We start from the raw sequence: 21,559 nt of genomic DNA on the forward strand, positions 1-21,559 counted from the left end.
GGACAGCGAGAGGAGGCCAGGATGGACGGGACGGATATGCGGCGGCGCATGGGCTGGTCGCGCACGGCGCAGGCCACCTGGGCGCGGATCGCGCCGCTCTGGCAGCGGCAGCCGCATCAGCAGCCGGTCACGGCGGCGGATTGCGTGAAGCAGGGGTGGGAGCCCGAGCGCCGGCTGGAGCCGCTGCGGCGCGCCCAGGCCCGGCGCTGACGCGGATCGCGGTCGGACGCGAACCTCCGGGAGCGTGCATCCGCTCTGCATTCCATAGCCGAAACCGGATTGGCGTTCGGTACTGAACACGCACGGCTGGCGCGCGGCCTCTCGCCGGCAGACAGCCTCAGGCGCGCAGCGTCTGCCAGGCCGTGGCGCCGACCATCGCCAGGCCGAGTGCGGCCATGACCGGGATCGCCGTGCCCGGCCCCAGCGAATCGGCCAGCGCCCCGATGGTGAGCTGGCCCGCCGGCCCCATCCCGATGCAGGTGGTGACCAGGCCGAGCACGCGCGAGCGCGCCTCGGCCGGGGCCTGGGTGACCGGCAGCGCCGTCTGCAGCGCGGCGAAGAGCGCCGTGCCGATGCCGCCCAGCATGAGCACGCCGACCGCGAGCCAGAGGCTCGGCGCCAGGGCGAGCAGCAGCAGGCAGAGCATGAAGAAGCCGCCGCCACCGAGCATCAGCGCCGGCGAGAGCGGCAGGCCGCGCCGCGTCGCCATGACGAGGCCGGTCAGCAGCGCGCCGGCCGGCTCGGCCGCGGTCAGCATGCCGATCTGCACGGGGCTGGCGGCGAAGGCCGCGATGCCGAAGGCCGGCAGGACAGCGGTGACGCAGAAGCCGAAGACATTCATGGCGAGGGTGATCAGGATCACCGCCTGCAGCACCTTCATCCGCCGCACGACCATCACCGCCTCGGCCATCTCGGCCGCCAGCAGCCGCGGCCCGAAGCGCCGACGCGCCTGCCGGTGCGCGACGCCCGCCAGCAGGCCGAAGGTCAGGACATAGCAGCAGGCCGCCAGTCCGAAGGCGACGGGCAGGCCGAGGAACTGGTAGATCGCCCCGCCGAGCAAGGGCCCGGCCATGCGGGTGGTATTGGCGGTCAGGCTGTCGAAGGCAACGGCCGTCACCACGTCGCGCTCGCCGGCCACCTCCGTCACCATGCGGCGGCGGGAGGCCATCTCGCCCGTCCAGACCAGGCCGCCGAGGAAGCCCTGCGCCGCGAGGTGCCAGACCTCGAGCGCGCCGGCGAGCGCCAGGGCCAGGATGGCGGCGGCGCCGATGCAGGCCGCGGCCTGGCCGGCCATCAGTAAGCGTCGCCGGTCCAGCACCTCGGCCAGCGCGCCGGCCGTCGCGCCGAGCAGCAGCATCGGCAGCGCCCGCATCAGCGCGACGAGGGAGACGGCGAGGGCGGAGTGCGTCGCCTCGAAGGTCCAGATGACTGCGACCAGCGTCTCCACCCAGCGCATCGCATTGGCGATGCCGCCCACCGCCCAGAGGCGGCGAAAGGCAGGAATGGCGAGCAGGCGCCGCAGGGGATGGGCGCTCGGTTCGAGGTCACGTGGCATGGCTGGCGTTGCCGCCAGCCTCGCCCGCGGCACGGGGGCTGGCAAGCCGCGCCGGCCGGTGCAGGATGGGCGGAACGAGAGTGGGAGGAGACCCGCGCGATGCCGCATGCCCCATCCGAAGGCGCTCGCCTCTGGTACGAGGAGGCCGGGACCGGCCACCCCATCCTGTTCATCCACGAATTCGGCGCCGACCACCGGGAATGGGAGGACCAGATGCGGTTCTTCTCCCGCGAATACCGCTGCATCGCCTATGCGGCGCGCGGCTACCCGCCTTCCGAGGTGCCGAGCGACCCGAAGCTCTATGGCCAGGACTACGCGGTGAAGGATGCGGTCGCCGTGCTGCGGCATCTCGGCATCCCGAAGGCGCATGTCGTCGGGCTCTCCATGGGCGCCTTCGCCGCGCTGCTCTTCGGCCTCCGGCACCCCGGCGTGGCGACGTCGCTCGTGCTGGCCGGGGTCGGCTCAGGCTCGCCGAGGCAGGAGCAGGCCGCCTTTCGCACGGCCTGCCAGGGGCGCGGCGACACGCTGATCGCGAAGGGCTGGCCGGGGGAGATGGCGGAGGAGACGGGCCACAGCCCGACCCGCATCCAGCTCAAGAAGAAGGACCCGCGCGGCTGGGCGGCCTATATGCAGCGGCTCTCGGAGCATTCCGGCCCCGGCACCGGCCTGACCATGAAGCACTACCAGGGGGAGCGGGACTCGATCTTCGACTGGGAGGCCGAGTTGCGCCGGATGGCGGTGCCGACCCTGCTCGCGGTCGGCGACGAGGACGGCCCCTGCATCGAGACCAACATCTTCCTGAAGTCGGTCCTGCCGAATGCCGGGCTCTGGATGTGCCCGCGCACCGGCCATGCGATCAACCTCGAGGAGCCGGCCGCCTTCAACCGGGAGGTCGCGGCCTTCCTCTCGACGGTCGAGCGGGGGCGCTGGTCGCTGGGCTGAAGGCGCGGCCTCGGACCGCGCCGCCCCGCGGCGATGGCCGGCCGAGGCCCACTCCCGGCCCTCGCGACCCTGCCGTATAGGCCGATCCCCGGCTCCGGGCGTTCGCGGCCGTGCCGCGAGCCGCTCCGGTTCCTCGGCCGGTTCAGTACTTCCGCAGCAGCGCGATGAGGCGGCCCTGCACCCGCACCCGGTCCGGCCCGAAGATCCGCGTCTCGTAGCGCGGGTTCGCGGCCTCGAGCGCGATGGAGTTGCCGCGGCGGCGCAGCCGCTTCAGCGTCACCTCGTTCTCGTCCACCAGCGCCACCACGATCGCGCCGTTATCCGCCGTGTCGCCCCGGCGGATGACGACCGTGTCGCCGTCGAGGATGCCGGCCTCGACCATCGAATCGCCGGCGACCTCGAGCGCATAATGCTCCCCGGTGCCGAGAAGCGCGGCCGGGACCTCCACGCTGCTGCCGGAATCGCGCAGCGCCTCGATCGGCAGGCCGGCGGCGATGCGGCCATAGAGGGGCAGGTGGACCGCCGCGGCCTCGTTCGCCGCCTTCTGCACGCCGGGCAGGTTGGTGGCGAAATTGCCCCGGATGACGTTCGGCGCGAAGCCGGGCTCGCGCACCGGGGCAGGGGCGGCCGCCGCCGTGGCGGGTTCGGCCACGCGGCGCGGCGCCATGTTGTCCGGCAGGCGGATCACCTCCAGCGCCCGGGCGCGGTGGGCGCGCCGGCGCAGGAACCCGCGCTCCTCGAGCGCGGTGATCAGCCGGTGGATGCCGGATTTGGACTTGAGCTTCAGCGCCTCCTTCATCTCCTCGAAGGAAGGCGAGAAGCCGGTCTGGCGCAGATGCTTGTCGATGAAGATCAGCAGCTCGTGCTGCTTACGGGTGAGCACCGCGTCCCTCCGTCGCCGGGCAGCGCCCCCTCCCGCCGCGCGGGAACAAAGGGGCAACCGGACACGCCTGTTCTAGATAGGTTCTCCGCGTCGGGTCAAACGGTTTTCCACAGCCGGGGGCATGCAACCCGGTGACGGCGGACGGGACGGCTGCCGGAAATTGCGACGCGGATCGGCCCTGCGGCTAGGGTCGTCCGTCCCCGGATCCGGTGCTAAATTCCGAGGTCTCCCAAGGGGATAACCTCGACCGGGGCGCCTTCGGGCAGGGCCGGGGCACGCGGCGCGCGCAGGATCAGACCCTCCGCCCGCGACAGCACCTTCAGCATGGAACTGTCCTGCAGCGGGAAGGGCGTCGCCACCATGTGTCCTTCCGCCCCTGGCGCCAGAGCCGCCCGCAGGTGGTCGAATCGGCGGTCGTTCTCGGCGAGCGGCGCGCCGGCGAGGGCGCGAATCGTCCGCGGCGGCCCGCCCGGCAGGCCGGAGAGGCGCTCGATGGCCGGGGCCAGGAACTGCACCGCGCAGACCAGGGCGGAAACCGGGTTGCCCGGCAGGCCGAGCACGGGGGTGGCGCCCAGCCTTCCCCAGATCAGCGGCTTCCCCGGCCGCATGGCGATCTGCCAGAAGTCGAGCTCGAAGCCCTGCGGCCCGAGCGCGGACTGCACCAGGTCGTGGTCGCCGACACTCGCCCCGCCGGTGGTCACCAGCAGGTCGCAGACCCGGGCGGCGCGGGCGGCCTCGGCGATCGCCTGGCTGTCGTCCGGGGCGATGGGCAGGACCAGCGGATCGGCGCCGAGCGCCCGGACCAGGGCGGCCAGCGCATGGGCATTGGAACTGACGATGCCGCCGGCCGGGATCGGGTCGCCGGGCAGGGCGATCTCGTCGCCGGTCGCCAGGATGCCGATGCGCGGGGCGCGGTGGACGGCGAGCCAGGGATGGTTGGCGGCGGCGGCGAGGCCGATGTCGCGGGCGGTGAGGCGCCGGCCGGCCGGCAGCAATTCCTCGCCCTCCGCGAAGTCGAGGCCGCGGCGGCGGATCCAGCGGCCCTGCCGGACCGTCTCCTTCACCCGCACGCGCCCCTCGCCGGCCTCGGCATCCTCCTGCAGCAGGATGGCATCGGCACCGGCCGGGACGAGGGCGCCGGTGAAGATGCGGACGGCCTCGCCCGGCCCGACCTGACCCTCGAAGGGGTGCCCGGCGGGGGCGCTGCCGATGACCGCCAGGCTCGCACCCTCCACCGCTTCGGCCGCGCGGACCGCATAGCCGTCCATGGCCGAGACATCGGCCGGCGGCTGGGTGACGCGGGAGAGCACGGGTTGGGCGAGGACGCGGTTCCAGCCCTGGGCCAGCGGCACCGTCTCGGCCGGGGTGGCGGCGAGCGCCGCCAGGATGCGGCTGCGGGCGTCCTCGACCGAGATCATCGCATTCCCCCCCAAGCCCTTGCCCCCGCGGCACATCCCATGCCGCGGGATTCGCGGGCCATGGTCACTCCGCCTCGTAGGTGCCTGACTTGCCGCCGCTTTTGTGGGACAGGCGCACCGCCTCGATCCGCATGCCGCGGTCGATCGCCTTGCACATGTCGTAGACCGTCAGCGCCGCCACCGTGACGGCGGTCAGCGCTTCCATCTCGACTCCGGTCCGCCCCGTAAGCTTCACCAGGGCCTCGATCTCCACCGCGTCAGGCGGTGCCGGCGTCAGGTCCACCGCGACCTTCGAGAGCATGAGGGGATGGCAGAGCGGGATCAGGTCGCTCGTGCGCTTGGCCGCCATGATGCCGGCGAGGCGGGCGACGCCGAGCACGTCGCCCTTGCCGATCTGGCCCTCCTGGATGCGGGCCAGCGTCTCCGGCGCCATCACAACCCGGCCGCGGGCGATCGCCACCCGCTCGGTCTCCGCCTTGGCGGAGACATCCACCATGGCGGCGCGGCCCTGCTCGTCGAAATGCGTGAAGCCTGACATCAGCGCGCCCAGGCTCCCCGCAAGTATTGCTGCAAAATCAGCGCCCTGGGCGACATGGCTCAACCGGCCTCAGAGCGCATGGACCAGGTCGTTGGCGGCCTTGGCCACATCCGCCTGGCGCATCAGGTGCTCGCCGACCAGGATGCAGCGCGACCCGGCGGCGGCCATGCGGCGGACATCCTCGGGCGTGCGGATGCCGCTCTCGGCGACCGGGATGCGGTCGGCCGGGATCAGCGGCACCAGCTCCTCCGCCGTCGCAAGATCGGTCTTCAAGGTCCTGAGATTGCGGTTGTTCACGCCGACAAGCCGCGTCTCCAGGCCGAGCGCGCGGTCGAGCTCCTTCCGCTCGTGCACCTCGACCAGGACAGCCATGTCGAGGCTGCGGGCGATGTCCTCGAGCTCCTCGGCAACCGCGTCGGTGATCGCCGCCATGATCAGCAGGATGCAGTCGGCGCCCATCGCCCGGGCCTCGAAGACCTGCCAGGGATGGACCATGAAGTCCTTGCGCAGGATCGGCAGGTCGCAGGCGGCGCGGGCGGCCTTCAGGTGCTCGGGCGAGCCCTGGAAATAGGGGGCATCGGTCAGGACCGAGAGGCAGGTGGCGCCGCCGGCGCAATAGGCCTCGGCCAGGGCGACGGGCTCGAAGGGGTCGCGGATCAGCCCGCCCGAGGGGGAGGCGCGCTTGATCTCGGCGATCAGCCCGACCCGGCCCTCGCCGACGGCGTGGCAGAGGGCGGTGACGAAGTCGCGCGGCTTCGGGGCGTTGCGCGCCTGGCGCTCCATGTCCGAGAGCGGCGTGGCGGCGATCCGCTCCCGCACCTCCTCGTACTTGTCGGCCAGGATCCGGGCCAGGGTGTCCGGCACGTCGAGGTCGGGGGCGATGATCTGGGGGGCGTTCATGGCTTTGCGGTGATGCGGGAGCGGGGGGCGGTCATGCGACGGTGGCCTCCTTCAGCCGGGCGAGTACGCCGGACGCGGCCCCGCTGTCGATGGCCCGGGCCGCGAGGGCCGCGCCGGCCCGCAGGTCCGGGGCCCGGCCGGCGACGACCAGGGCGGCCGCCGCATTCAGCAGGACGATGTCGCGGTAGGCGCCCGGGGCGCTCTGCAACAGCGCCCGAAGGGCCTCGGCGTTCTCCGCCGGCTCGCCGCCGCGGATGGCCTCGGGCGGGGCGCGCTCCAGCCCGGCATCCTCCGGGGCGATGGTGAACTCGCGGATGGTGCCGTGCTCCAGCGCCGCCACCCGGGTCTCGCCGGAGAGGGCGATCTCGTCGAGGCCCTGGCCGTGCACCACCCAGGCGGCCTCGGTGCCCAGCCGCGCCAGGGTCTCGGCCATCGGCCGCAGCCACTGTGCGGAGAAGGCGCCGGTGAGCTGGCGCGTCACCCGCGCCGGGTTCGCGAGCGGGCCGAGGATGTTGAAGATGGTCCGGGTGCCGAGCTCGACCCGCGGGCCGGCGGCATGGCGCATGGAGGCGTGGTGCCGCGGCGCCCAGAGGAAGACCATGCCGGCCTCGGCCAGAACGCCCTCCAGCCGGTCCAGCGGCACCTCGAGGTTGATCCCGAGGGCGGCCAGCGCATCGGCCGCGCCGGATTTCGAGGAGAGGGCGCGGTTGCCGTGCTTGGCCACCGGCACGCCGCAGGCGGCGACCACCAGGGACGTCGCGGTCGAGATGTTGAGGCTGCCGGAGCCGTCGCCGCCGGTGCCGACGATGTCGATGGCGCCGGGGGGCGCCTCGATCGCCGCCATGCGGGACCGCATGGCGCGGACCGCGCCGGTGATCTCCGGCACCGTCTCGCCGCGGACGCGCATGGCCATCAGCAGGCCGGCGATCTGGGCCGGCGTCGCCTCGCCGGCCATGATGATGCCGAAGGCGGCCTCCGCCTCGCTCTCCGCCAGGCGCTCGCCGGCGGCGAGGCGGGCGAGGACCGGCTTCAGCGAGTTCATGCCGGCTCCGCGACCTTCGCCCCGGCCAGCCGGAGGAAATTGCGGAGGAGGTCATGGCCGTGCTGGCTGGCGATGCTCTCGGGGTGGAACTGCACGCCCCAGATCGGCAGGTCGCGATGGGCGAGGCCCATGATCAGCCCGTCCGTGGTCCAGGCCGTGGCCTCCAGCGCCGGGGGCAGGTCCTCCTGCCGCACGACCAGGGAGTGGTAGCGGGTCGCCTGGAAGGGGTCGGGCAGGCCGGCGAAGACATCCGTGCCGCGGTGGCGGATGTCCCAGACCTTGCCATGGACCGGCTCCGGCGCGCGGATGACAGTGCCGCCGAAGGCCTGGCCGATCGCCTGGTGGCCGAGGCAGACGCCGAGCAGCGGCACCCGCGCCGCGGCCGAGGCGCCGATCAGGGGGAGGCAGATGCCGGCCTCGTTCGGCGTGCAGGGGCCGGGCGAGAGCAGGATGGCGTCCGGCCGCATCGCCAACGCTTCCTGGCTGGTGATGGCGTCGTTGCGCCGGACCTCGATCTCCACCCCCAGGTCGCCCAGGAAGTGGTAGAGGTTGAAGGTGAAGCTGTCGTAATTATCGATCAGCAGGATCATGGCGTGCGACTCTCGGGCCGGTGCGCGGCCGGGTCAAGCGAGCGGTCCTGCGGTGCTCCCGGCAGGCGGGCGTCGGCAGGCCGCGGCACGGCCGGGCGGGGCGGCAGGATGGCCGCGAGGGGCGGAGCGGAGGGTCCGCCGATGACGTCGAAGTCGAAATCGCTGCGCTGCATGCTGGCCTCTTGATCCTTGGGGCCGTCACCGGGCCGGCAGCTTCGCGGGAGATAGGGTCCAGAGACGCGAAAGCCGCCAGGGAGTGGCGGCTTGGGTGTCTCTCTGCTGTGCGCGAGGTCCTAGGCCGCCGGTGTGTACCAGCGGTACCAAAATCGCGCGACGGGGGCTGTGTCCCTGGACATGCCGCGAAGACTAATGCGCGGCGAAGAACCGGGCAATAGGATCGTGGCATGAGCGTGACGCATCCTGGCGATGCGCTGCCCGGACTATCATGGGGCCGGCCTGCGCGACCGGCACCCAAGCGTTCGAGCCTGGCTCAGAACCCGTAGAGCCGCGCCGAGTTGTCCACCAGGATCGCCTGCCGCTGCGCCTCCGCCGGTGCCCAGGCGCCGAGGCAGTCCAGCAGCACGCCGTCGTCGGGCACTTCCTCCGGGCTATGCAGCGAAGGGTGCGGCCAGTCCGTGCCCCAGACGCAGCGCTCGGGCGCCGCGGCGATCATGGCCCGCGCCATCTCAGCCACATCGGCATAGGGCGCGCCGGCCGAGGAGCGATAGCCGCAGAGCTTGGCCCAGGCGCCCTTCTCCAGCAGCCGGATCATGGCCCTGAAGCCCGGGTTCCCGACCCCGCCCTCGGCCGCCTGCACGCCGCCCATATGGTCGATGACCACCGGCACGGGCAGGCGGGCCAGCACGCTCTCCAGCGCCACCATCTCGGCGGCATGGGCATAGAGCTGCAGGTGCCAGCCGAGCGCCTTCAGCCGCTCGCCCAGCGCCTCGAGCTGCCCGAGCGGCGTGCCATTGCCGGAGACGGCGTTGAAGCGCACGCCGCAGGCGCCGCGCGCGCCCATGGCCCGCAGTGCCTCCGCGTCGACGCCGTCATCCACCACGACCACGGCCCGCGCCCGGTCGCGGCCGAGCGCCTCCACCGCGTCGAGCGTCACGGCATTGTCCGTGCCGTAGATGCTGGGCTGCACCACCACCGTGCGCTCCAGCCCGATGGTCGAGAGCATGTCGCGGTACATCGCGATGCTCGCCTCGGGCGGGGTGTAGCCGCGGCCCGGGCTGAGGGGGTAGCGGTCATAGGGCCCGAAGATGTGCATGTGGCAGTCGGCGGCGCCGGGCGGCGCCCGCCAGCCGGGCCGGGAGGTGACGGCGCGCGGGCCGGGGCAGGGGCGGGTCATGGGCGGTTCCTCCGGTTCATTGGGAGCGGCCAGCCTCCCATGCCGGCCGGCGCGGCGGAATCCCCCGGCAGCGCCGGGCCGCCGACCGCGCTTGAATCGCGCCGGGCGCGCGGCGCATGCTGCGGCCCGGCGAGGCGCCGCCCGGGCCTGCCTCGCCGGCACCGAACAGAGGAGAGGCCAGCATGCGCCGCAACGCCATCGTCGCCGGCACGGCGGCGCTCCTGCTCTCCGCCTCGGCGGCCCGCGCGCATGACGAGCATGCCGGCCACCACATGGTCGGCCAGGTCGCCTTCGCCAATTCCTGCGCGCCCGCGGCGCAGGAGCCGCTGCTGCAGGGCGTGGCGATGCTGCATTCCTTCTGGTACGGCGCCGGGGAGCAGAGCTTCCGCGAGGCGCTGGCGAAGGACCCGGGCTGCGGCGTCGCCACCTGGGGCATCGCCGCGCTGCTGATGCAGAACCCGCTCGCCGGCATCGGGCCGAGCCCGGCCGAGGCGGCGCGGGCGCAGGAGGCGATCGCGCTCGGCCGCCGCATCGGCGCCGGCACGCCGCGCGAGCGGGACTACATCGAGGCGGTCGCCGCTTACTATGAGGACTGGGCCGCGCGGCCGGAGCGGCAGCGGCAGGAGAGCCGCGCGAAGGCCTTCGAGGCGCTCGCCGCCCGCTACCCCGATGACGACGAGGCGCAGATCTTCAGCGCGCTCTACATCGCCGGCACGCAGTCGCAGGCCGATCAGAGCTACGCCGCCTATGCCCGCGCCGCCGCGATCCTCGAGCCGCAATTCGCCCGGCATCCGGACCATCCCGGGGTCGCGCACTACCTGATCCATGTCTACGACGCGCCGCCGCTGGCGGCGCAGGGGCTGCAGGCGGCGCGGCGCTACGCGGCGATCGCGCCCGATGCGCCGCATGCGCTGCACATGCCCTCCCACATCTTCACCCGCGTCGGCGCCTGGCCAGAGTCGGCGGCGACCAACCAGCGGTCCTTCGAGGTCGCGGTGCGCGCGGGCGACCGGGCGGAGGCCTATCACGCCAGCGACTACGCCGTGTATGCCGACCTGCAGATGGCGCGCGACGAGGCGGCGCGGGCGGCGATCGCGGCGGTGTTCCAGGTGCAGGTGACGGGCGCCTCGCCGCCCGCCTGGGCCTATGCGGCGGCGGCCATGCCGTCCCGCTACGCGCTCGAGCGCGGCGACTGGCGCGGCGCCATGGCCCTCGGCCCCGCGCCCGGCACGCTGCCCTATGCCCAGGCGCAGCGCAGCTTCGCCCGCGGCCTCGGCGCCGCCCGCGCTGGTGAGGTGGAGGCGGCGGGCCGCGCCGCGGCGGAACTGGCGCAGCAGCGCACCGCGCTGGTCGAGGCCGGCAATGCCTACTGGGCGCGCGAGGTGGAGGTGCAGCAGCACGTCCTCGCCGCCTGGATCGCCCAGGCCGAGGGCCGGACCGCGCCCGCGATCGCGGAGATGCGGCAGGCCGCGGATCTCGAGGACCGCAGCGAGAAGCACATCGTCACCCCCGGCCGCATGCTGCCGGCGCGCGAGCTGCTGGGCGACATGCTGGTCGCGGCCGGGCGGCCGGCCGACGCCCTCACGGAATACGAGCGGTCGCAGCAGCGCGAGCCGAATCGCTTCCGCGGCCTGTCGGGTGCGGCGCAGGCGGCGGAGGCGGCCGGGGACCGCGACAAGGCGGCGCTCTACTATGGCCGGCTGCTCACCCTGGCGGCGGAGGGCCAGGATCGGCCGGAGCTCGCCCGGGCGCGCGCCTTCCTGGCGCGCTGACCGGCACCGCGCGGTCTAGCCGTCCGCGCTGGCGCCGCCCCGCAGGACGGGGCCGGCCACCGCGTCATCGGCCTGGGGAATGGCGGCGACCTGCCTGCCGCGGGTCTCCGGCAGCATCAGCAGGGCGATGACCATGAGCCCATAGCCGGCGAAGGCGAAGGCGGCGATGGCCGGGCCGAGGCCGAGCCTGGCCGAGAGGAAGCCGACCAGCGCGGGGAAGAGCGCGCCGAAGGCCCGGCCGACATTGTAGCAGAAGCCCTGGCCGCTGCCGCGCACCTCGGTCGGGTAGAGCTCGGTCAGGAAGGGGCCCATGGCCGAGAACATCATGTAGAGGATGAAGCCGAGCGGCGCGGCGAGGACCAGCATCAGCCCGTCCGAGATCGGCAGGGTGACGTAGCAGACGACGGAAACCGCCGAGCCGATGGCCGAGAGCAGGAAGGTGTTCTTCCGCCCGATCGCATCCGCCAGCACCGCGCCGGTGATGAAGCCGACCCAGGCGCCGAGGATATGGACGAAGAGATAGCCGCCGGTGTTGAGCACCGAGAGGTGCCGCTCCGTCCTGAGGAAGGTCGGCAGCCAGACCGATAGGGCATAGGAGCCGCCCTGCGCGCCGGTGACCATCAGCGCGACCTTCCAGGTGGTGCCGAGATAGGGCGGCTTCAGCACGACCAGGAGCTGGGCGAGGGGCGAGCGCTCCCGATGCGCGCCGCTCGCGCGGCGGGCCTGGAAGACCGCCGGCTCGTCCACGTGCTTCCGCACCCAGAAGACCAGCAGGGCGGGGGCGAGGCCGATCCAGAACAGGGTGCGCCAGGCCGTCGCCTCCGGCAGCAGGGCGAAGATGCCGGTATAGAGCAGCGCCGCGGCGCCCCATCCGATTGCCCAGCCCGATTGCACGAAGCCGACGGCGCGGCCGCGGTAGCGGTCGCGGATCACCTCGCCCATCAGCACCGCGCCGGCCGACCATTCGGCGCCGAAGCCGAGGCCCTGCAGGGCGCGGAAGATGAAGAGCTGGTTGAAGTCCTGCGCGAAGCCGCAGAGGAAAGTGAAGCCGGCATACCAGAGGATGGTGACCTGCAGCACCGCGACGCGGCCGTAGCGGTCGGACAGCGCGCCGGCCAGCCAGCCGCCGAGCGCCGAGACAAGCAGGGTAACGGTGCCGAGCAGGCCGGCATCGGCGCGGCTGATGCCCCAGAGCGTCAGCAGCGTCGGGATGACGAAGCTGAAGATCTGCACGTCGAGCGCATCGAGCGACCAGCCGCCGAGGCAGCCGATCATCGTCCTGCGTTCCTTGTCGTCGAGTTCGCGTAGCCAGCCGAACATGGCCGGAGTCCCTCCCTTGGCGCGCGCGGGTGCACGCCCCCGGCAGGGTGGCCCGAACGCGGATTCCTGGACGTCGGGCGGCTCCTGCGCCGCCTCTCCCGGCCAGTAGGGAGCGGGTGCGGCCGGCTGTCAAACCCCGGCCGGCCAGGATGTGTGGCGGCGGGAGGACCGTCCCGCCGCCGGGCGGGCTATTTCCGCCCCGCCGCGAAGCGCACCGCCTCCTCCGCCGCGCGGAACAGCGCGCGGGCCTTCTGCCGCGTCTCCTCGTACTCCGCCTCCGGGTCGCTGTCGGCCACCACGCCGGCGCCGGCCTGCACATGCATCACGCCGTCCTTCACCAGCGCCGTCCGCAGCCCGATGCAGGTATCCATCCCGCCATCGACGCCGAAATAGCCGAAGCCACCGGCATAGATGCCGCGCCGGCTCGGCTCCAGCTCCTCGATGATCTCCATCGCGCGGACCTTGGGCGCGCCGGTCAGCGTGCCCGCGGGGAAGCCGCCCGCCAGCGCGTCGAGGGAGGTCAGGCCCTGGCGCAGCGCGCCCTGCACCTCGGAGCCGATATGCATCACCTGGCTGTAGCGCTCGATCTGGAAGGAATAGGGCACGCGGACGCTGCCGATCGCGGCGACGCGCCCGACATCGTTGCGGCCGAGGTCGAGCAGCATCAGGTGCTCGGCCCGCTCCTTCGGGTCGGCCAGCAGCTCGATCTCCAGCGCCTTGTCCTCCTCCGGCGTCGCGCCGCGGCGGCGGGTGCCGGCGAGGGGGCGGATGGTGACGGTGCCGTCGCGCAGACGCACCAGGATCTCCGGGCTGGCGCCGACCGCGGCGAAGCCGCCGAAGTCGAAGTGGAAGAGGAAGGGCGCCGGGTTGATCCGCCGCAGCGCGCGATACAGCGCGAAGGGCGGCAGGGCGAAGGGGACGGAGAAGCGCTGGCTGGGGACGATCTGGAAGCAGTCGCCGGCGCGGATGTACTCCTTCGCCGTCTCCACCGCGGCGATGAAGCCGTCCTTGGTGAAGTTGCTGCTCGGCTCCGGCAGGGTCGGCAGGCTGACCGGCGCGGCCGGGCGGGGCAGGGGCCGGTCGAGTGCCGCCTCGGCCTCGTCGAGGCGCGCCTGCGCCGCCTCCCAGGCGGCCTTCGCATCGAGGCCGGGCTGCGGCCAGACTGTCGTGAAGAGGCTCAGCGCGTCCCGCACATGGTCGAAGACCGCGACCAGGGTCGGGCGGATCAGCACGGCGTCGGGGATGCCGAGGACGTCGCTGTTCTTGGCCGGGATGCGCTCGATCAGCCGGACCATGTCGTAGCCTAGATAGCCGAAGAGGCCGGCGGCGATCGGCGGCAGGCCGGCGGGCAGCGGCATGCGCATCTCGGCGAGCAGGGCGCGCAGGCTGTCGAGGGCGGGCTCGCGGGCCGGCTCGAAGGCATGCGGCGCGGCGAGGGCGTGGCGGTTGACTTCCGCGCGGCCCTCGCGGCAGCGCCAGATCAGGTCCGGCTCCATGCCGATGGCGGAGTAGCGGCCGCGCGCCGCGCCGCCCTCGATGCTCTCGAGCAGGAAGCTGTTGGGCTTGCCATGCGCGAGCTTGAGGAAGGTGCCGACCGGCGTGTCGAGATCCGCGACCCTCTCCCGCCACAGCACCTGGCCCTGCCCGGCGGCAAGACCTGCGCTGAAGCTGGCGAAATCGGGAGCGGACATCGGTTTGGTTCCTGCTGACTCAGGCCGGTCCAGGGGGTTGAGCGCCAAAGGCGATCAACGGCCCCCTGGCGGGGGTGGTTCGGAGGGGGCGGCGCCCCCTCCGATGCCGGTTCTAGCGGCTGCCGGATTGCGTGGCGAGGATCGCCCGCCCGAGTCTAGGCTCGCGGCAGGCGGGGGCGCTCGACCGGCTTCGCCCAAGAGACACAGAGGGAGAACGTTCATGACTATGCGACGCAGGCTGCTGGCGGGCGCCGCCGCCGCGCTGGCCGCGCCCAGGCTCGCCGCCGCGAAGGACTCGCCCGGCGTCACCGCCACCGAGATCCGCATCGGCAATACCATGTCCTATAGCGGGCCGGTCTCGGCGCTCGGCATCCAGGGCAAGACCATGGACGCCTATTTCCGCAAGCTGAACGAGGAGGGCGGGATCGCCGGGCGGAAGATCAGGTTCCTGACCTATGACGACGCCTATAGCCCGCCCAAGACGGTCGAGCAGGTGCGGCGGCTGGTGGAGCAGGACCAGGTCGCCTGCCTCTTCAGCAACCTCGGCACGCCGACCAACAGCGCCGTTCTGCGTTACCTGAACCAGCGCAAGGTGCCGAACCTCTTCCCCTCCACCGGCGCCGACAAGTGGAGCAACTACCAGGAATACCCCTGGACCATCGGCCTGCCGCCCTCCTACCGGATCGAGGCGCAGCTCTACGCCAAGCACATCCTGGCGACGCATCCGAACGGCAAGATCGCCATCCTCCACCAGAACGACGATTTCGGCCGCGACTACGTGCATGGCGTACGCGACGTGCTGGGTGCGCGGTTCGAGGACTCGACCCGGGTGCTGAGCTACGAGAGCACCGACCCGACCATCGACCAGCAACTCATCACCCTCTCGGCCAGCGGGGCGCAGGGGCTGGTGCTGGCGATGACGGCCAAGTTCGCCTCCATGGCCATCCGCAAGCTGCACGAGATCGGCTGGAAGCCGACCACCTGCGTGCACTACGGCGCCAATTCCGTCGGCGTGGTGATCAACCCGGCGGGACCGGAGAAGGCGGTCGGCCTGACCACCGCGGCCTATCTCAAGGACCCGACCGATCCTAGCTGGGCGCAGGACGCCGGCATGCTGGAATGGCGCGCCTTCATGGCGAAGTACATGCCGGATGCCGACCTGACGGACGCCAACTCGGTCTATGGCTATACCGCGGCGCGGGCGATGGAGCAGGTGCTGCGGCAATGCGGCCAGGACGCCTCGCGCGAGAACATCATGCGCCAGGCCGCGAACCTGAAAGACGTGGAGATCCCGACGCTGCTGCCGGGCATCAGGCTGAACTCCTCGCCGACCAATTACCGGCCGATCCGGCAGATGCAGCTCCAGCGCTTCAACGGGAAGACCTATGACCGCTTCGGCGAGCTGATGGAGGGCAGCGTCGCCTGAGCGTATCCGGGGCGGGCGGCGCCCGCCCCCATCGGACCGGCCGGTCCGAGCGTGTGTCAGGCACGCAGCCGCCACGCCAACCCTGCGCGCCATGCAGCCTTGCAGACCTCACGCCGTCTGCAAGGCTGCATTAGGGCTGCGCGAGCGCGTCCAGCATCCGCGGGTTCAGCCGCACATCGGAGCGGGCGCGCAGCGCCGTCAGGAACTGCACCTCCAGGTCCTGCGCCATGGACTGCTCCAGCTCCCGGCGGATGCGGTCGAGGGCGGCGGCATCGGCCTCGGGATTGCCGGGCGTGATCTCCACCACCTGGGCCACGGCGAAGCCGTCCCGGGTGCGGACCATGGTGGCATCCTTCACCGGCAACTCGAAGAGCGGCGCCAGCAGCTCCTGCGGCACGGCGGCGCCCTGCTGCGGGTTGCGGCCGACCGCGCCGATCTCGCGGCTGCCGAGGCCGGCCTCCTGCGCCGCCTCGGCCAGCGGCTTGCCGTCCTTCGCCGCCTTGAGCAGGGCGGCGGCGCGCTCCTCCTGCTCGCGCCGCTTCGCGTCCTCCTCGAAGGCCGCCCGCACGGCGGGCTCCACGCTCTCGAAGGGCTTCAGCGTGGGCGGGATGACCTCCTTGACGTCGATCGCGACGAAGCCGGCCTCGGTCTCCTGCAGCCGCGGCGCCGCGCCCTTCTCGGTCGAGAAGACCGCCTTCAGCAGCGGCGCGCGGGAGGCCTCGATCACCGGCAACTCGACCGGCTTGCCCTCGGGGTCGTGTCCGTCGGCATCCGTCCTGACGGTGGCGAGGCCGAGGCCGAACTGCTTCGCCACCTCGGCGACGGTCGCGCCGCCGGCCAGCGCGTCCTCCACCTTGTTCGCCCGCTCGAAGGCGATGTCGGCCGCCTTCTCCATGGCGAGGTCGCGCTTGATCTGATCGTGCAGCTCGGCGAGCGGGCGGCTGATGCCGGCCTCGACCTTCTCCACCTTGAAGACGTGCCAGCCGAAGGGGCTCTGCACCGGGGCGGTCACCCCGCCCTCGGGCGCGGCGAAGGCGGCCGTGGCGAGTTCCGGCACCGGCAGGCCGGCGCGGTCCACCTGGCCGAGCTCGAGCGCCTGGCCGCCGGCGGCCTGGGCCTGGGCGGCGATGGCCTCGAAATCCGCGCCGCCGGTCCAGGCGGCGGCGATCTCGCGCGCCTTGGCCTCGTCCGGGACCAGCACCTGGGCCAGGCTGCGGCGCTCCGGCGTCTCGTACTGGCTGCGGCGCGCCTCATAGGCCGCGGCGATGTCGGCCTCGGTCACCTCCACCTCCCGCGACAGCAGGTCGGCGGTCAGCACCGCGACCGTCGCCTCCCGGTATTCGGGGGAGGAGAAGCGCTCCGGGTTGTTCTCGTGGAAGCGGCGGAGCTGCGCCTCCTCCGGCGCCGGCGGCTCGGGTGCCGTGGCGGTGGGCAGGGTGACCAGCGTGACGGTCCGCTGCTCCTCCACCCAGCGCATCAGCGGCTTGGCCAGCGCATCCGGCCCGACGGCGCCGGAGCGGATGGCCATGGCGATCTGCTGCTTGGCGATGTCGCTGCGCAGCGAGGCGATCAGCCGGTCCTCGGTCAGGTCGGCGTTGCGCAGGTAGTTCTGGAAGACGGCGCGGGAGAACTGGCCATCCGCGCCGCGAAAGGCCGGGGCGTTCACGATCACCTCGCGCACCGCGTCGTCCGGCACGGCGAGCTTCAGCCGCGCCGCCTCCGCCTGCAGCACGCGGTCGAGGACGAGCTGGTCCACCGCTTGCTCGGCCAGGGCGCGGCGGACGCGCGGGTCGTTCTCGAACTGGCCGCCGAGCTGGCGGGCGATGCGCTGCATCTCCCGCCGCAGGACCTGCTGGCCTTCCTCCAGCGTCACCGGCTGGCCGGCGACGCGGGCGAGGGAGGTGTCGGGCGCGAAAAGATTGCGCGCCATGTCGCCGATGCCCCAGATCCCGAAGGAGAGGATCAGCAGGACGAAGAGGGCCTTGGCGACCCAGGTGCCGGCCAGGCGGCGAAGGGCGGTGAGCATCGGTGTCCGTCTGCGCGTTCGGCGGCTGGCATAGCCGAGGCCGGGGCGTGTTGCCAAACAAGGTCACGGCGGATAGGGGCGGGCGTTGGAATGGAGGACGGCATGACCCCCGGAGTGCGCCCGCTGATCGCCGGCAATTGGAAGATGCACGGGACCCTGCGCGAGGGCGCGGCCCTGGCCGAGGCGGTCCGCGCCGGCGCCGGCGGCGCGCCGGGGGTGGACCTGCTGGTCTGCCCGCCCTTCCCCTATGTCCAGGTGATCGCGGCCGCCATGCTCGGCCAGCCGGTCGCGGTCGGGGCGCAGGACTGCCACGCCGCGGCGAAGGGCGCCCATACCGGCGACGTCGCGGCCGCCATGCTCAGGGATGTGGGCGCCAGCCATGTCATCCTCGGCCATTCCGAGCGGCGGGCCGACCATGCCGAGACCGATGCCGCGGTGCGGGCCAAGGCGGAGGCGGCGCTCTCCGCCGGCCTGACGCCCATCGTCTGCGTCGGGGAGAGCGAGGCGCAGCGCCTGGCCGGGGAGGCCGAGGCGGTGGTGACGGCGCAGCTCGAGGGCAGCCTGCCGGAGGGCTTCGCCGCCGCCGGCGGCGTCGTCGCCTACGAGCCGGTCTGGGCCATCGGCACCGGCCGCACCCCGACGGAGGCCGACATCGCGGCGATCCATGGCGCCATCCGGGCCCGGCTCGTCGCCCGCTTCGGCCAGGCCGGGGAGTCGCTCCGCATCCTCTATGGCGGCTCGGTGAAGCCGGGGAATGCCAGGGCGATCCTGGCACTGGCGAATGTGGATGGCGCACTGGTCGGCGGCGCCAGCCTGGTCGCGGCCGACTTCCTGGCGATCGCCGCCGCCGCGGGCTGAGCGGGCGCCGCCTCGCGTCCCGGCCCGGGCCGGGGCAGGATCACGCCTCGGAGCGCCTCCAGGCCGCGGCGACCTGCTCCAGGCAGCCGGCGATGGCCTGGGCCAGCGCCGGGGCTTCGAAGGGCTTGGCGAGGCGGGGCAGGCCGGCCAGCGCCTCGCCCTCCAGCTCGGCATATCCGGTGGCCAGCAGCACGGGCAGCCCGGGACGCAGCCGGCGGATCTCGGCCGCGAGCTGCACCCCGGTCAGTCCCGGCATGGCATAATCCGTGAGCACGAGGTCGGGGGCGAGGCCGCCGCGCAGCCGCTCCAGCGCGGCGGCGCCGGAGCCGGCCTCGACCACCACATGCCCCATGTCCTCGATCAGCGCGGCGGTGCTGGCGAGGACCAGCGGATCGTCGTCCACCAGCAGGATGCTCGCCTGCCGCGCCGCCGCGGTCGGCGCCGGCCCGGGCGCGGCGGGCGGTTCCGCCGCCGCCGCGGCCCGCGGCAGCCAGAGCTCGGCGACCGTGCCGAGGCCATGCGTGCTGCGCAGCGCGAGGCGGCCGCCCGATTGCGCGGCGAGGCCATGCACCATGGCAAGGCCAAGGCCGGTGCCCTTGCCGGTGCCCTTGGTGGTGAAGAAGGGCTCCATGGCGCGGGCGAGCGTCGCCTCGTCCATGCCCTCGCCGGCATCGGTGACGCTCAGCACCACGTAGGGGCCGGGCGCGAGGCCCTCGGCCTCGCCCGGCGCGGCCTCCCGCGCCGCGGCGCCGATGACGATCTCGCCGCCCGCCGGCATGGCGTCCCGCGCATTGGCGACGAGGTTCAGCAACGCGAGCTCGAGCTGGTTGGCATCGACATGCACCGGCGGCAGGCCGGGCGGGAATTCGGTGCGGAGATGCGCGGCGCCGCCGAGCGCGCCGCGCAGCAGCTCCGCCATGCCGGCGACCAGCGCCGGCAGCTCCACCACCCTCGGCTCGAGCGTCTGCCGCCGCCCGAAGGCGAGCAGCCGCTTCGTCAGGGCGGCGCCGCGCTGGGCGCCCTGCAGCGCGGTGCCGAGCAGGCGCGCGGCGCGCGCATCCTCCGCCGGCAGGCGCTTGGCCAGCAGCGCCAGGCTGCCGAGCACAGCGGTGAGCAGGTTGTTGAAGTCATGCGCGATGCCGCCGGTGAGCTGGCCGACCGCCTCCATCTTCTGCGCCTGGCGCAGGCTGGCCTCGGTCGCGCGGTGGCGGAGCATCTCCTCCCGCAGGCGCTGGTTGGCCCCGTCCAGCTCCCGTGCCTGCTGCGCGAGGTTGAGGCGGAGGCGCGCATTGGTCCCGAAGTCGCAGCTCGCCCGCCAGGCGCTGGCGGCGATCGCCGCGAGGAAGACCAGGATCATGGCAGCCGCGATCAGGCCCTGCAGCGAGCCGTCCAGCGCGTAGCGGGCGACGAAGGGGAGGCCCGTCGGCAGGATGAAGCCGAGCGCCGCCGGAAGATGCGCGTGGTGCAGGGCGGCGGCGCCGGCGCACATGCCGCCGCCGAGAAAGACCCAGAAGAGCTGCCAGGCCTCGGCCTCCGGCCAGAGCCAGGCGGCGCCCCCGCCGAGCGCCGCGCCCGCGGCGACCGCCCCGGCCGTGCCGATGGCCCCCCAGCGGCCGGCCCGCCCGCGGGCGCCCGGGTCGCGGCGCCAGGCCATGGCGGAAGCAAGGCGCGCCGCCGCGACCAGCAGCACGAGGCCGAACCACCAGACGGCGCGTTGGTCGTGCTCGCGGAAGGTCAGCAGCGCCGTCATCAGGCCGGCGGTCACCACCCCGACCAGCGCCGCCAGTGGCACCTGACGGAACAGGGCGGCGACCCGTTCCGCCCGGATCTCGGCCTCGATTCCCGGGGAATGCCGGCGCCTGGGCCGGGCACGCCGCTCTTCGACTTTTGGTTGCATGCTCCCGCGCCTCCACCCGCCGAGGCAGGCGCGGGGACCAACCTGCGGGGCCGGCTGCGCCGAAGGAATTCACGAGAACCGGAGAGTTGCGTGGCGGGCGGGTCGCTTGCGTTCGCGGCGGCGCGCCGCATATCGGCAGGGATGCTGCCCGATCCGCGCCTCCGTCCCGTCCTGATCGGGTCGGAGATCTACCGCCGCTCCACCTATGGCCCGAAGCACCCGCTGGCCATCCCGCGCGTCTCGACCGCGCTCGACCTGATCGAGGCCATGGGCTGGCTGCCGGAGGGCGGCTGGGTGCCGGCGCCAAAGGCGATGCCGGCGCAACTGACGCGCTTCCACCACCCGGACTACGTCGCCGCGCTGCTGCGGGCGGAGGCGACGCAGCAGGCCGATCCGGCGGACAGGGCGCGCTTTCACATCGGCGCGCATGGCAATCCGGTCTACCGCGAGGTCTTCTCGCGCCCCGCGACCAGCGCCGGCGGCTGCATGCTGGCGGCGCGGCTGACGGCCGGGGGCGGGGTGGTGCATTGCCCCGGCGGCGGCACGCATCATGGCCGGCCGGACCGCGCGAGCGGCTTCTGCTACCTGAACGACGTGGTGCTGGCGCTGCTCGCCTGGCTCGACCGGGGGCTCGACAACATCCTCTACATCGACATCGACGCGCATCACGGCGATGGCGTGCAGGACGCCTTCCACGACGACCCGCGCGTCTTCACGCTCTCGGTGCATGAGGCCGCGCGCTGGCCCTTCACCGGCGCGGTGACGGACCGTGCCGGCGGGCATGCCCGCAACCTGCCGGTGCCCGCCGGCTTCAACGACAGCGAGATGCTCTGGGTGCTGCACCAGGCGATCCTGCCCATCGTGCGGCACCTCAGGCCGCAGGCGATCCTGCTGCAGGCGGGCGCGGATGCGCTGGAGGAGGACCCGCTCTCGCGCCTCGCGCTCTCCAACAACGCGCATTGGGGCGTGGTGCGGGCGCTGATGGGGCAGGCGCCGCGCCTCGTCGTGCTGGGCGGCGGCGGCTACAACCCCTGGGCGGTCGGACGCTGCTGGGCCGGGATCTGGGCGGTGCTGAACGGCATCGAGATCCCGGAACGGGCGACGCCGGCGGCCGAGCGGGTGCTGCGGGCGCTGACCTGGCATCGCGCCGCGGGGCGGAACCCGCCGGAGCACTGGTTCACAACGCTGCGCGACGCGCCGCGGCCGGGCGTGGTGCGGGCGGAGGTGCAGCGGGTGACGGCGGCGGCCCTGCGCGACCTGCCCGCGCCGGCGAAGGCCGCGTAGCGGGCGCGCGCAATGCGCGCCCGGCTGGCACCGGGCGCCCCGAAACCCGCCCCATCCGGCCGG

19 protein-coding genes are annotated in these 21,559 nt (G+C 73.3%); 6 read left to right on the forward strand and 13 right to left on the reverse strand.

Translation table 11 applies throughout. The annotated features are described in order from the left end of the window. Positions 1-21 precede the first annotated feature (21 nt). Positions 22-210, forward strand: a complete 189-nt coding sequence (locus Q7A36_RS09445; protein ID WP_305103435.1) for a hypothetical protein — start codon at positions 22-24, stop codon at positions 208-210. A gap of 127 nt (positions 211-337) precedes the next feature. Here the strand turns inward: Q7A36_RS09445 and Q7A36_RS09450 are convergent, their stop codons facing one another. Beyond that, the gene (locus Q7A36_RS09450; protein ID WP_305103436.1) at positions 338-1,555 is read right to left on the reverse strand and encodes an MFS transporter; all 1,218 of its coding nucleotides are present in this window, start codon (positions 1,553-1,555) and stop codon (positions 338-340) included. 99 nt (positions 1,556-1,654) lie between these two features. Here Q7A36_RS09450 and Q7A36_RS09455 point away from each other — a divergent pair, with 99 nt between their 5' ends. Next, a complete protein-coding gene (locus Q7A36_RS09455; RefSeq protein WP_305103437.1) occupies positions 1,655-2,497 on the forward strand; it encodes an alpha/beta fold hydrolase in 843 nt (280 codons plus the stop codon). 142 nt (positions 2,498-2,639) lie between these two features. Here the strand turns inward: Q7A36_RS09455 and lexA are convergent, their stop codons facing one another. The 8 genes from lexA to Q7A36_RS09495 form a co-directional block, all read right to left on the reverse strand. Then, positions 2,640-3,380: a transcriptional repressor LexA gene (gene lexA / locus Q7A36_RS09460; protein WP_305103438.1), complete on the reverse strand. Its 741-nt coding sequence runs from the start codon at positions 3,378-3,380 to the stop codon at positions 2,640-2,642. 212 nt (positions 3,381-3,592) lie between these two features. Further along, complete coding sequence (locus Q7A36_RS09465) at positions 3,593-4,798, reverse strand: molybdopterin molybdotransferase MoeA (RefSeq protein ID WP_305103439.1); 1,206 nt, start codon at positions 4,796-4,798, stop codon at positions 3,593-3,595. A 64-nt stretch (positions 4,799-4,862) separates the two neighbouring features. Next, the gene (moaC, locus tag Q7A36_RS09470) at positions 4,863-5,336 is read right to left on the reverse strand and encodes a cyclic pyranopterin monophosphate synthase MoaC (protein WP_305103440.1); all 474 of its coding nucleotides are present in this window, start codon (positions 5,334-5,336) and stop codon (positions 4,863-4,865) included. A 69-nt stretch (positions 5,337-5,405) separates the two neighbouring features. Beyond that, positions 5,406-6,236 (reverse strand): indole-3-glycerol phosphate synthase TrpC, encoded by an 831-nt coding sequence (trpC, locus tag Q7A36_RS09475; RefSeq protein ID WP_305103441.1) that lies wholly within the window; start codon positions 6,234-6,236, stop codon positions 5,406-5,408. A 31-nt stretch (positions 6,237-6,267) separates the two neighbouring features. After that, complete coding sequence (gene trpD / locus Q7A36_RS09480; protein ID WP_305103442.1) at positions 6,268-7,278, reverse strand: anthranilate phosphoribosyltransferase; 1,011 nt, start codon at positions 7,276-7,278, stop codon at positions 6,268-6,270. Further along, the gene (locus tag Q7A36_RS09485; RefSeq protein WP_305103443.1) at positions 7,275-7,868 is read right to left on the reverse strand and encodes an anthranilate synthase component II; all 594 of its coding nucleotides are present in this window, start codon (positions 7,866-7,868) and stop codon (positions 7,275-7,277) included. Before Q7A36_RS09485 ends, trpD begins: the two co-directional genes overlap by 4 nt. Further along, positions 7,865-8,041: a hypothetical protein gene (locus Q7A36_RS09490; protein WP_305103444.1), complete on the reverse strand. Its 177-nt coding sequence runs from the start codon at positions 8,039-8,041 to the stop codon at positions 7,865-7,867. Before Q7A36_RS09490 ends, Q7A36_RS09485 begins: the two co-directional genes overlap by 4 nt. A 317-nt stretch (positions 8,042-8,358) precedes the next feature. Then, positions 8,359-9,222: an amidohydrolase family protein gene (locus tag Q7A36_RS09495; RefSeq protein ID WP_305103445.1), complete on the reverse strand. Its 864-nt coding sequence runs from the start codon at positions 9,220-9,222 to the stop codon at positions 8,359-8,361. 182 nt (positions 9,223-9,404) lie between these two features. Between Q7A36_RS09495 and Q7A36_RS09500 the strand changes: the two genes are divergently transcribed. Next, entirely contained in the window at positions 9,405-10,994 is a 1,590-nt protein-coding gene (locus Q7A36_RS09500) for a tetratricopeptide repeat protein (protein ID WP_305103446.1), read from the forward strand. A 15-nt stretch (positions 10,995-11,009) separates the two neighbouring features. Here the strand turns inward: Q7A36_RS09500 and Q7A36_RS09505 are convergent, their stop codons facing one another. Together Q7A36_RS09505 and trpE are read right to left on the reverse strand one after the other, a co-directional pair. Next, positions 11,010-12,314, reverse strand: coding sequence for an MFS transporter (locus Q7A36_RS09505; protein WP_305103447.1), 1,305 nt, complete (start codon positions 12,312-12,314; stop codon positions 11,010-11,012). A 188-nt stretch (positions 12,315-12,502) separates the two neighbouring features. Further along, positions 12,503-14,005: an anthranilate synthase component I gene (gene trpE, locus Q7A36_RS09510; RefSeq protein ID WP_305103448.1), complete on the reverse strand. Its 1,503-nt coding sequence runs from the start codon at positions 14,003-14,005 to the stop codon at positions 12,503-12,505. Positions 14,006-14,225: 220 nt separating this feature from the next. On the opposite strand from trpE, the gene Q7A36_RS09515 reads away from it, so the two are divergent. Then, the gene (locus Q7A36_RS09515; RefSeq protein WP_305103449.1) at positions 14,226-15,431 is read left to right on the forward strand and encodes an ABC transporter substrate-binding protein; all 1,206 of its coding nucleotides are present in this window, start codon (positions 14,226-14,228) and stop codon (positions 15,429-15,431) included. Positions 15,432-15,561: 130 nt separating this feature from the next. Here Q7A36_RS09515 and Q7A36_RS09520 read toward each other — a convergent pair whose 3' ends face one another. Then, positions 15,562-17,457, reverse strand: coding sequence for a peptidylprolyl isomerase (locus Q7A36_RS09520; protein ID WP_305103450.1), 1,896 nt, complete (start codon positions 17,455-17,457; stop codon positions 15,562-15,564). A gap of 114 nt (positions 17,458-17,571) precedes the next feature. Here Q7A36_RS09520 and tpiA point away from each other — a divergent pair, with 114 nt between their 5' ends. Beyond that, positions 17,572-18,315 (forward strand): triose-phosphate isomerase, encoded by a 744-nt coding sequence (gene tpiA, locus Q7A36_RS09525; protein ID WP_305103532.1) that lies wholly within the window; start codon positions 17,572-17,574, stop codon positions 18,313-18,315. A 40-nt stretch (positions 18,316-18,355) separates the two neighbouring features. Here the strand turns inward: tpiA and Q7A36_RS09530 are convergent, their stop codons facing one another. Beyond that, entirely contained in the window at positions 18,356-20,212 is a 1,857-nt protein-coding gene (locus Q7A36_RS09530) for an ATP-binding protein (RefSeq protein ID WP_305103451.1), read from the reverse strand. 141 nt (positions 20,213-20,353) lie between these two features. Here Q7A36_RS09530 and Q7A36_RS09535 point away from each other — a divergent pair, with 141 nt between their 5' ends. Next, positions 20,354-21,496: an acetoin utilization protein AcuC gene (locus Q7A36_RS09535; protein WP_305103452.1), complete on the forward strand. Its 1,143-nt coding sequence runs from the start codon at positions 20,354-20,356 to the stop codon at positions 21,494-21,496. Positions 21,497-21,559: the final 63 nt, after the last annotated feature.

It is taken from the genome of Paracraurococcus lichenis (assembly GCF_030657435.1).
Lineage (GTDB): Bacteria > Pseudomonadota > Alphaproteobacteria > Acetobacterales > Acetobacteraceae > Paracraurococcus > Paracraurococcus lichenis.

Coding starts and splice junctions, on each gene's coding strand:
- Q7A36_RS09515 (WP_305103449.1), top strand. CDS start 14,226: ATGACTATGCGACGCAGGCTGCTGGCGGGCGCCGCCGCCGCGCTGGCC.
- moaC (WP_305103440.1), bottom strand. CDS start 5,336: ATGTCAGGCTTCACGCATTTCGACGAGCAGGGCCGCGCCGCCATGGTG.
- Q7A36_RS09535 (WP_305103452.1), top strand. CDS start 20,354: ATGCTGCCCGATCCGCGCCTCCGTCCCGTCCTGATCGGGTCGGAGATC.
- Q7A36_RS09445 (WP_305103435.1), top strand. CDS start 22: ATGGACGGGACGGATATGCGGCGGCGCATGGGCTGGTCGCGCACGGCG.
- Q7A36_RS09505 (WP_305103447.1), bottom strand. CDS start 12,314: ATGTTCGGCTGGCTACGCGAACTCGACGACAAGGAACGCAGGACGATG.
- Q7A36_RS09520 (WP_305103450.1), bottom strand. CDS start 17,457: ATGCTCACCGCCCTTCGCCGCCTGGCCGGCACCTGGGTCGCCAAGGCC.
- trpE (WP_305103448.1), bottom strand. CDS start 14,005: ATGTCCGCTCCCGATTTCGCCAGCTTCAGCGCAGGTCTTGCCGCCGGG.
- Q7A36_RS09450 (WP_305103436.1), bottom strand. CDS start 1,555: ATGCCACGTGACCTCGAACCGAGCGCCCATCCCCTGCGGCGCCTGCTC.
- Q7A36_RS09455 (WP_305103437.1), top strand. CDS start 1,655: ATGCCGCATGCCCCATCCGAAGGCGCTCGCCTCTGGTACGAGGAGGCC.
- trpC (WP_305103441.1), bottom strand. CDS start 6,236: ATGAACGCCCCCCAGATCATCGCCCCCGACCTCGACGTGCCGGACACC.
- Q7A36_RS09465 (WP_305103439.1), bottom strand. CDS start 4,798: ATGATCTCGGTCGAGGACGCCCGCAGCCGCATCCTGGCGGCGCTCGCC.
- Q7A36_RS09530 (WP_305103451.1), bottom strand. CDS start 20,212: ATGCAACCAAAAGTCGAAGAGCGGCGTGCCCGGCCCAGGCGCCGGCAT.
- Q7A36_RS09490 (WP_305103444.1), bottom strand. CDS start 8,041: ATGCAGCGCAGCGATTTCGACTTCGACGTCATCGGCGGACCCTCCGCT.
- Q7A36_RS09495 (WP_305103445.1), bottom strand. CDS start 9,222: ATGACCCGCCCCTGCCCCGGCCCGCGCGCCGTCACCTCCCGGCCCGGC.
- Q7A36_RS09500 (WP_305103446.1), top strand. CDS start 9,405: ATGCGCCGCAACGCCATCGTCGCCGGCACGGCGGCGCTCCTGCTCTCC.
- Q7A36_RS09485 (WP_305103443.1), bottom strand. CDS start 7,868: ATGATCCTGCTGATCGATAATTACGACAGCTTCACCTTCAACCTCTAC.
- trpD (WP_305103442.1), bottom strand. CDS start 7,278: ATGAACTCGCTGAAGCCGGTCCTCGCCCGCCTCGCCGCCGGCGAGCGC.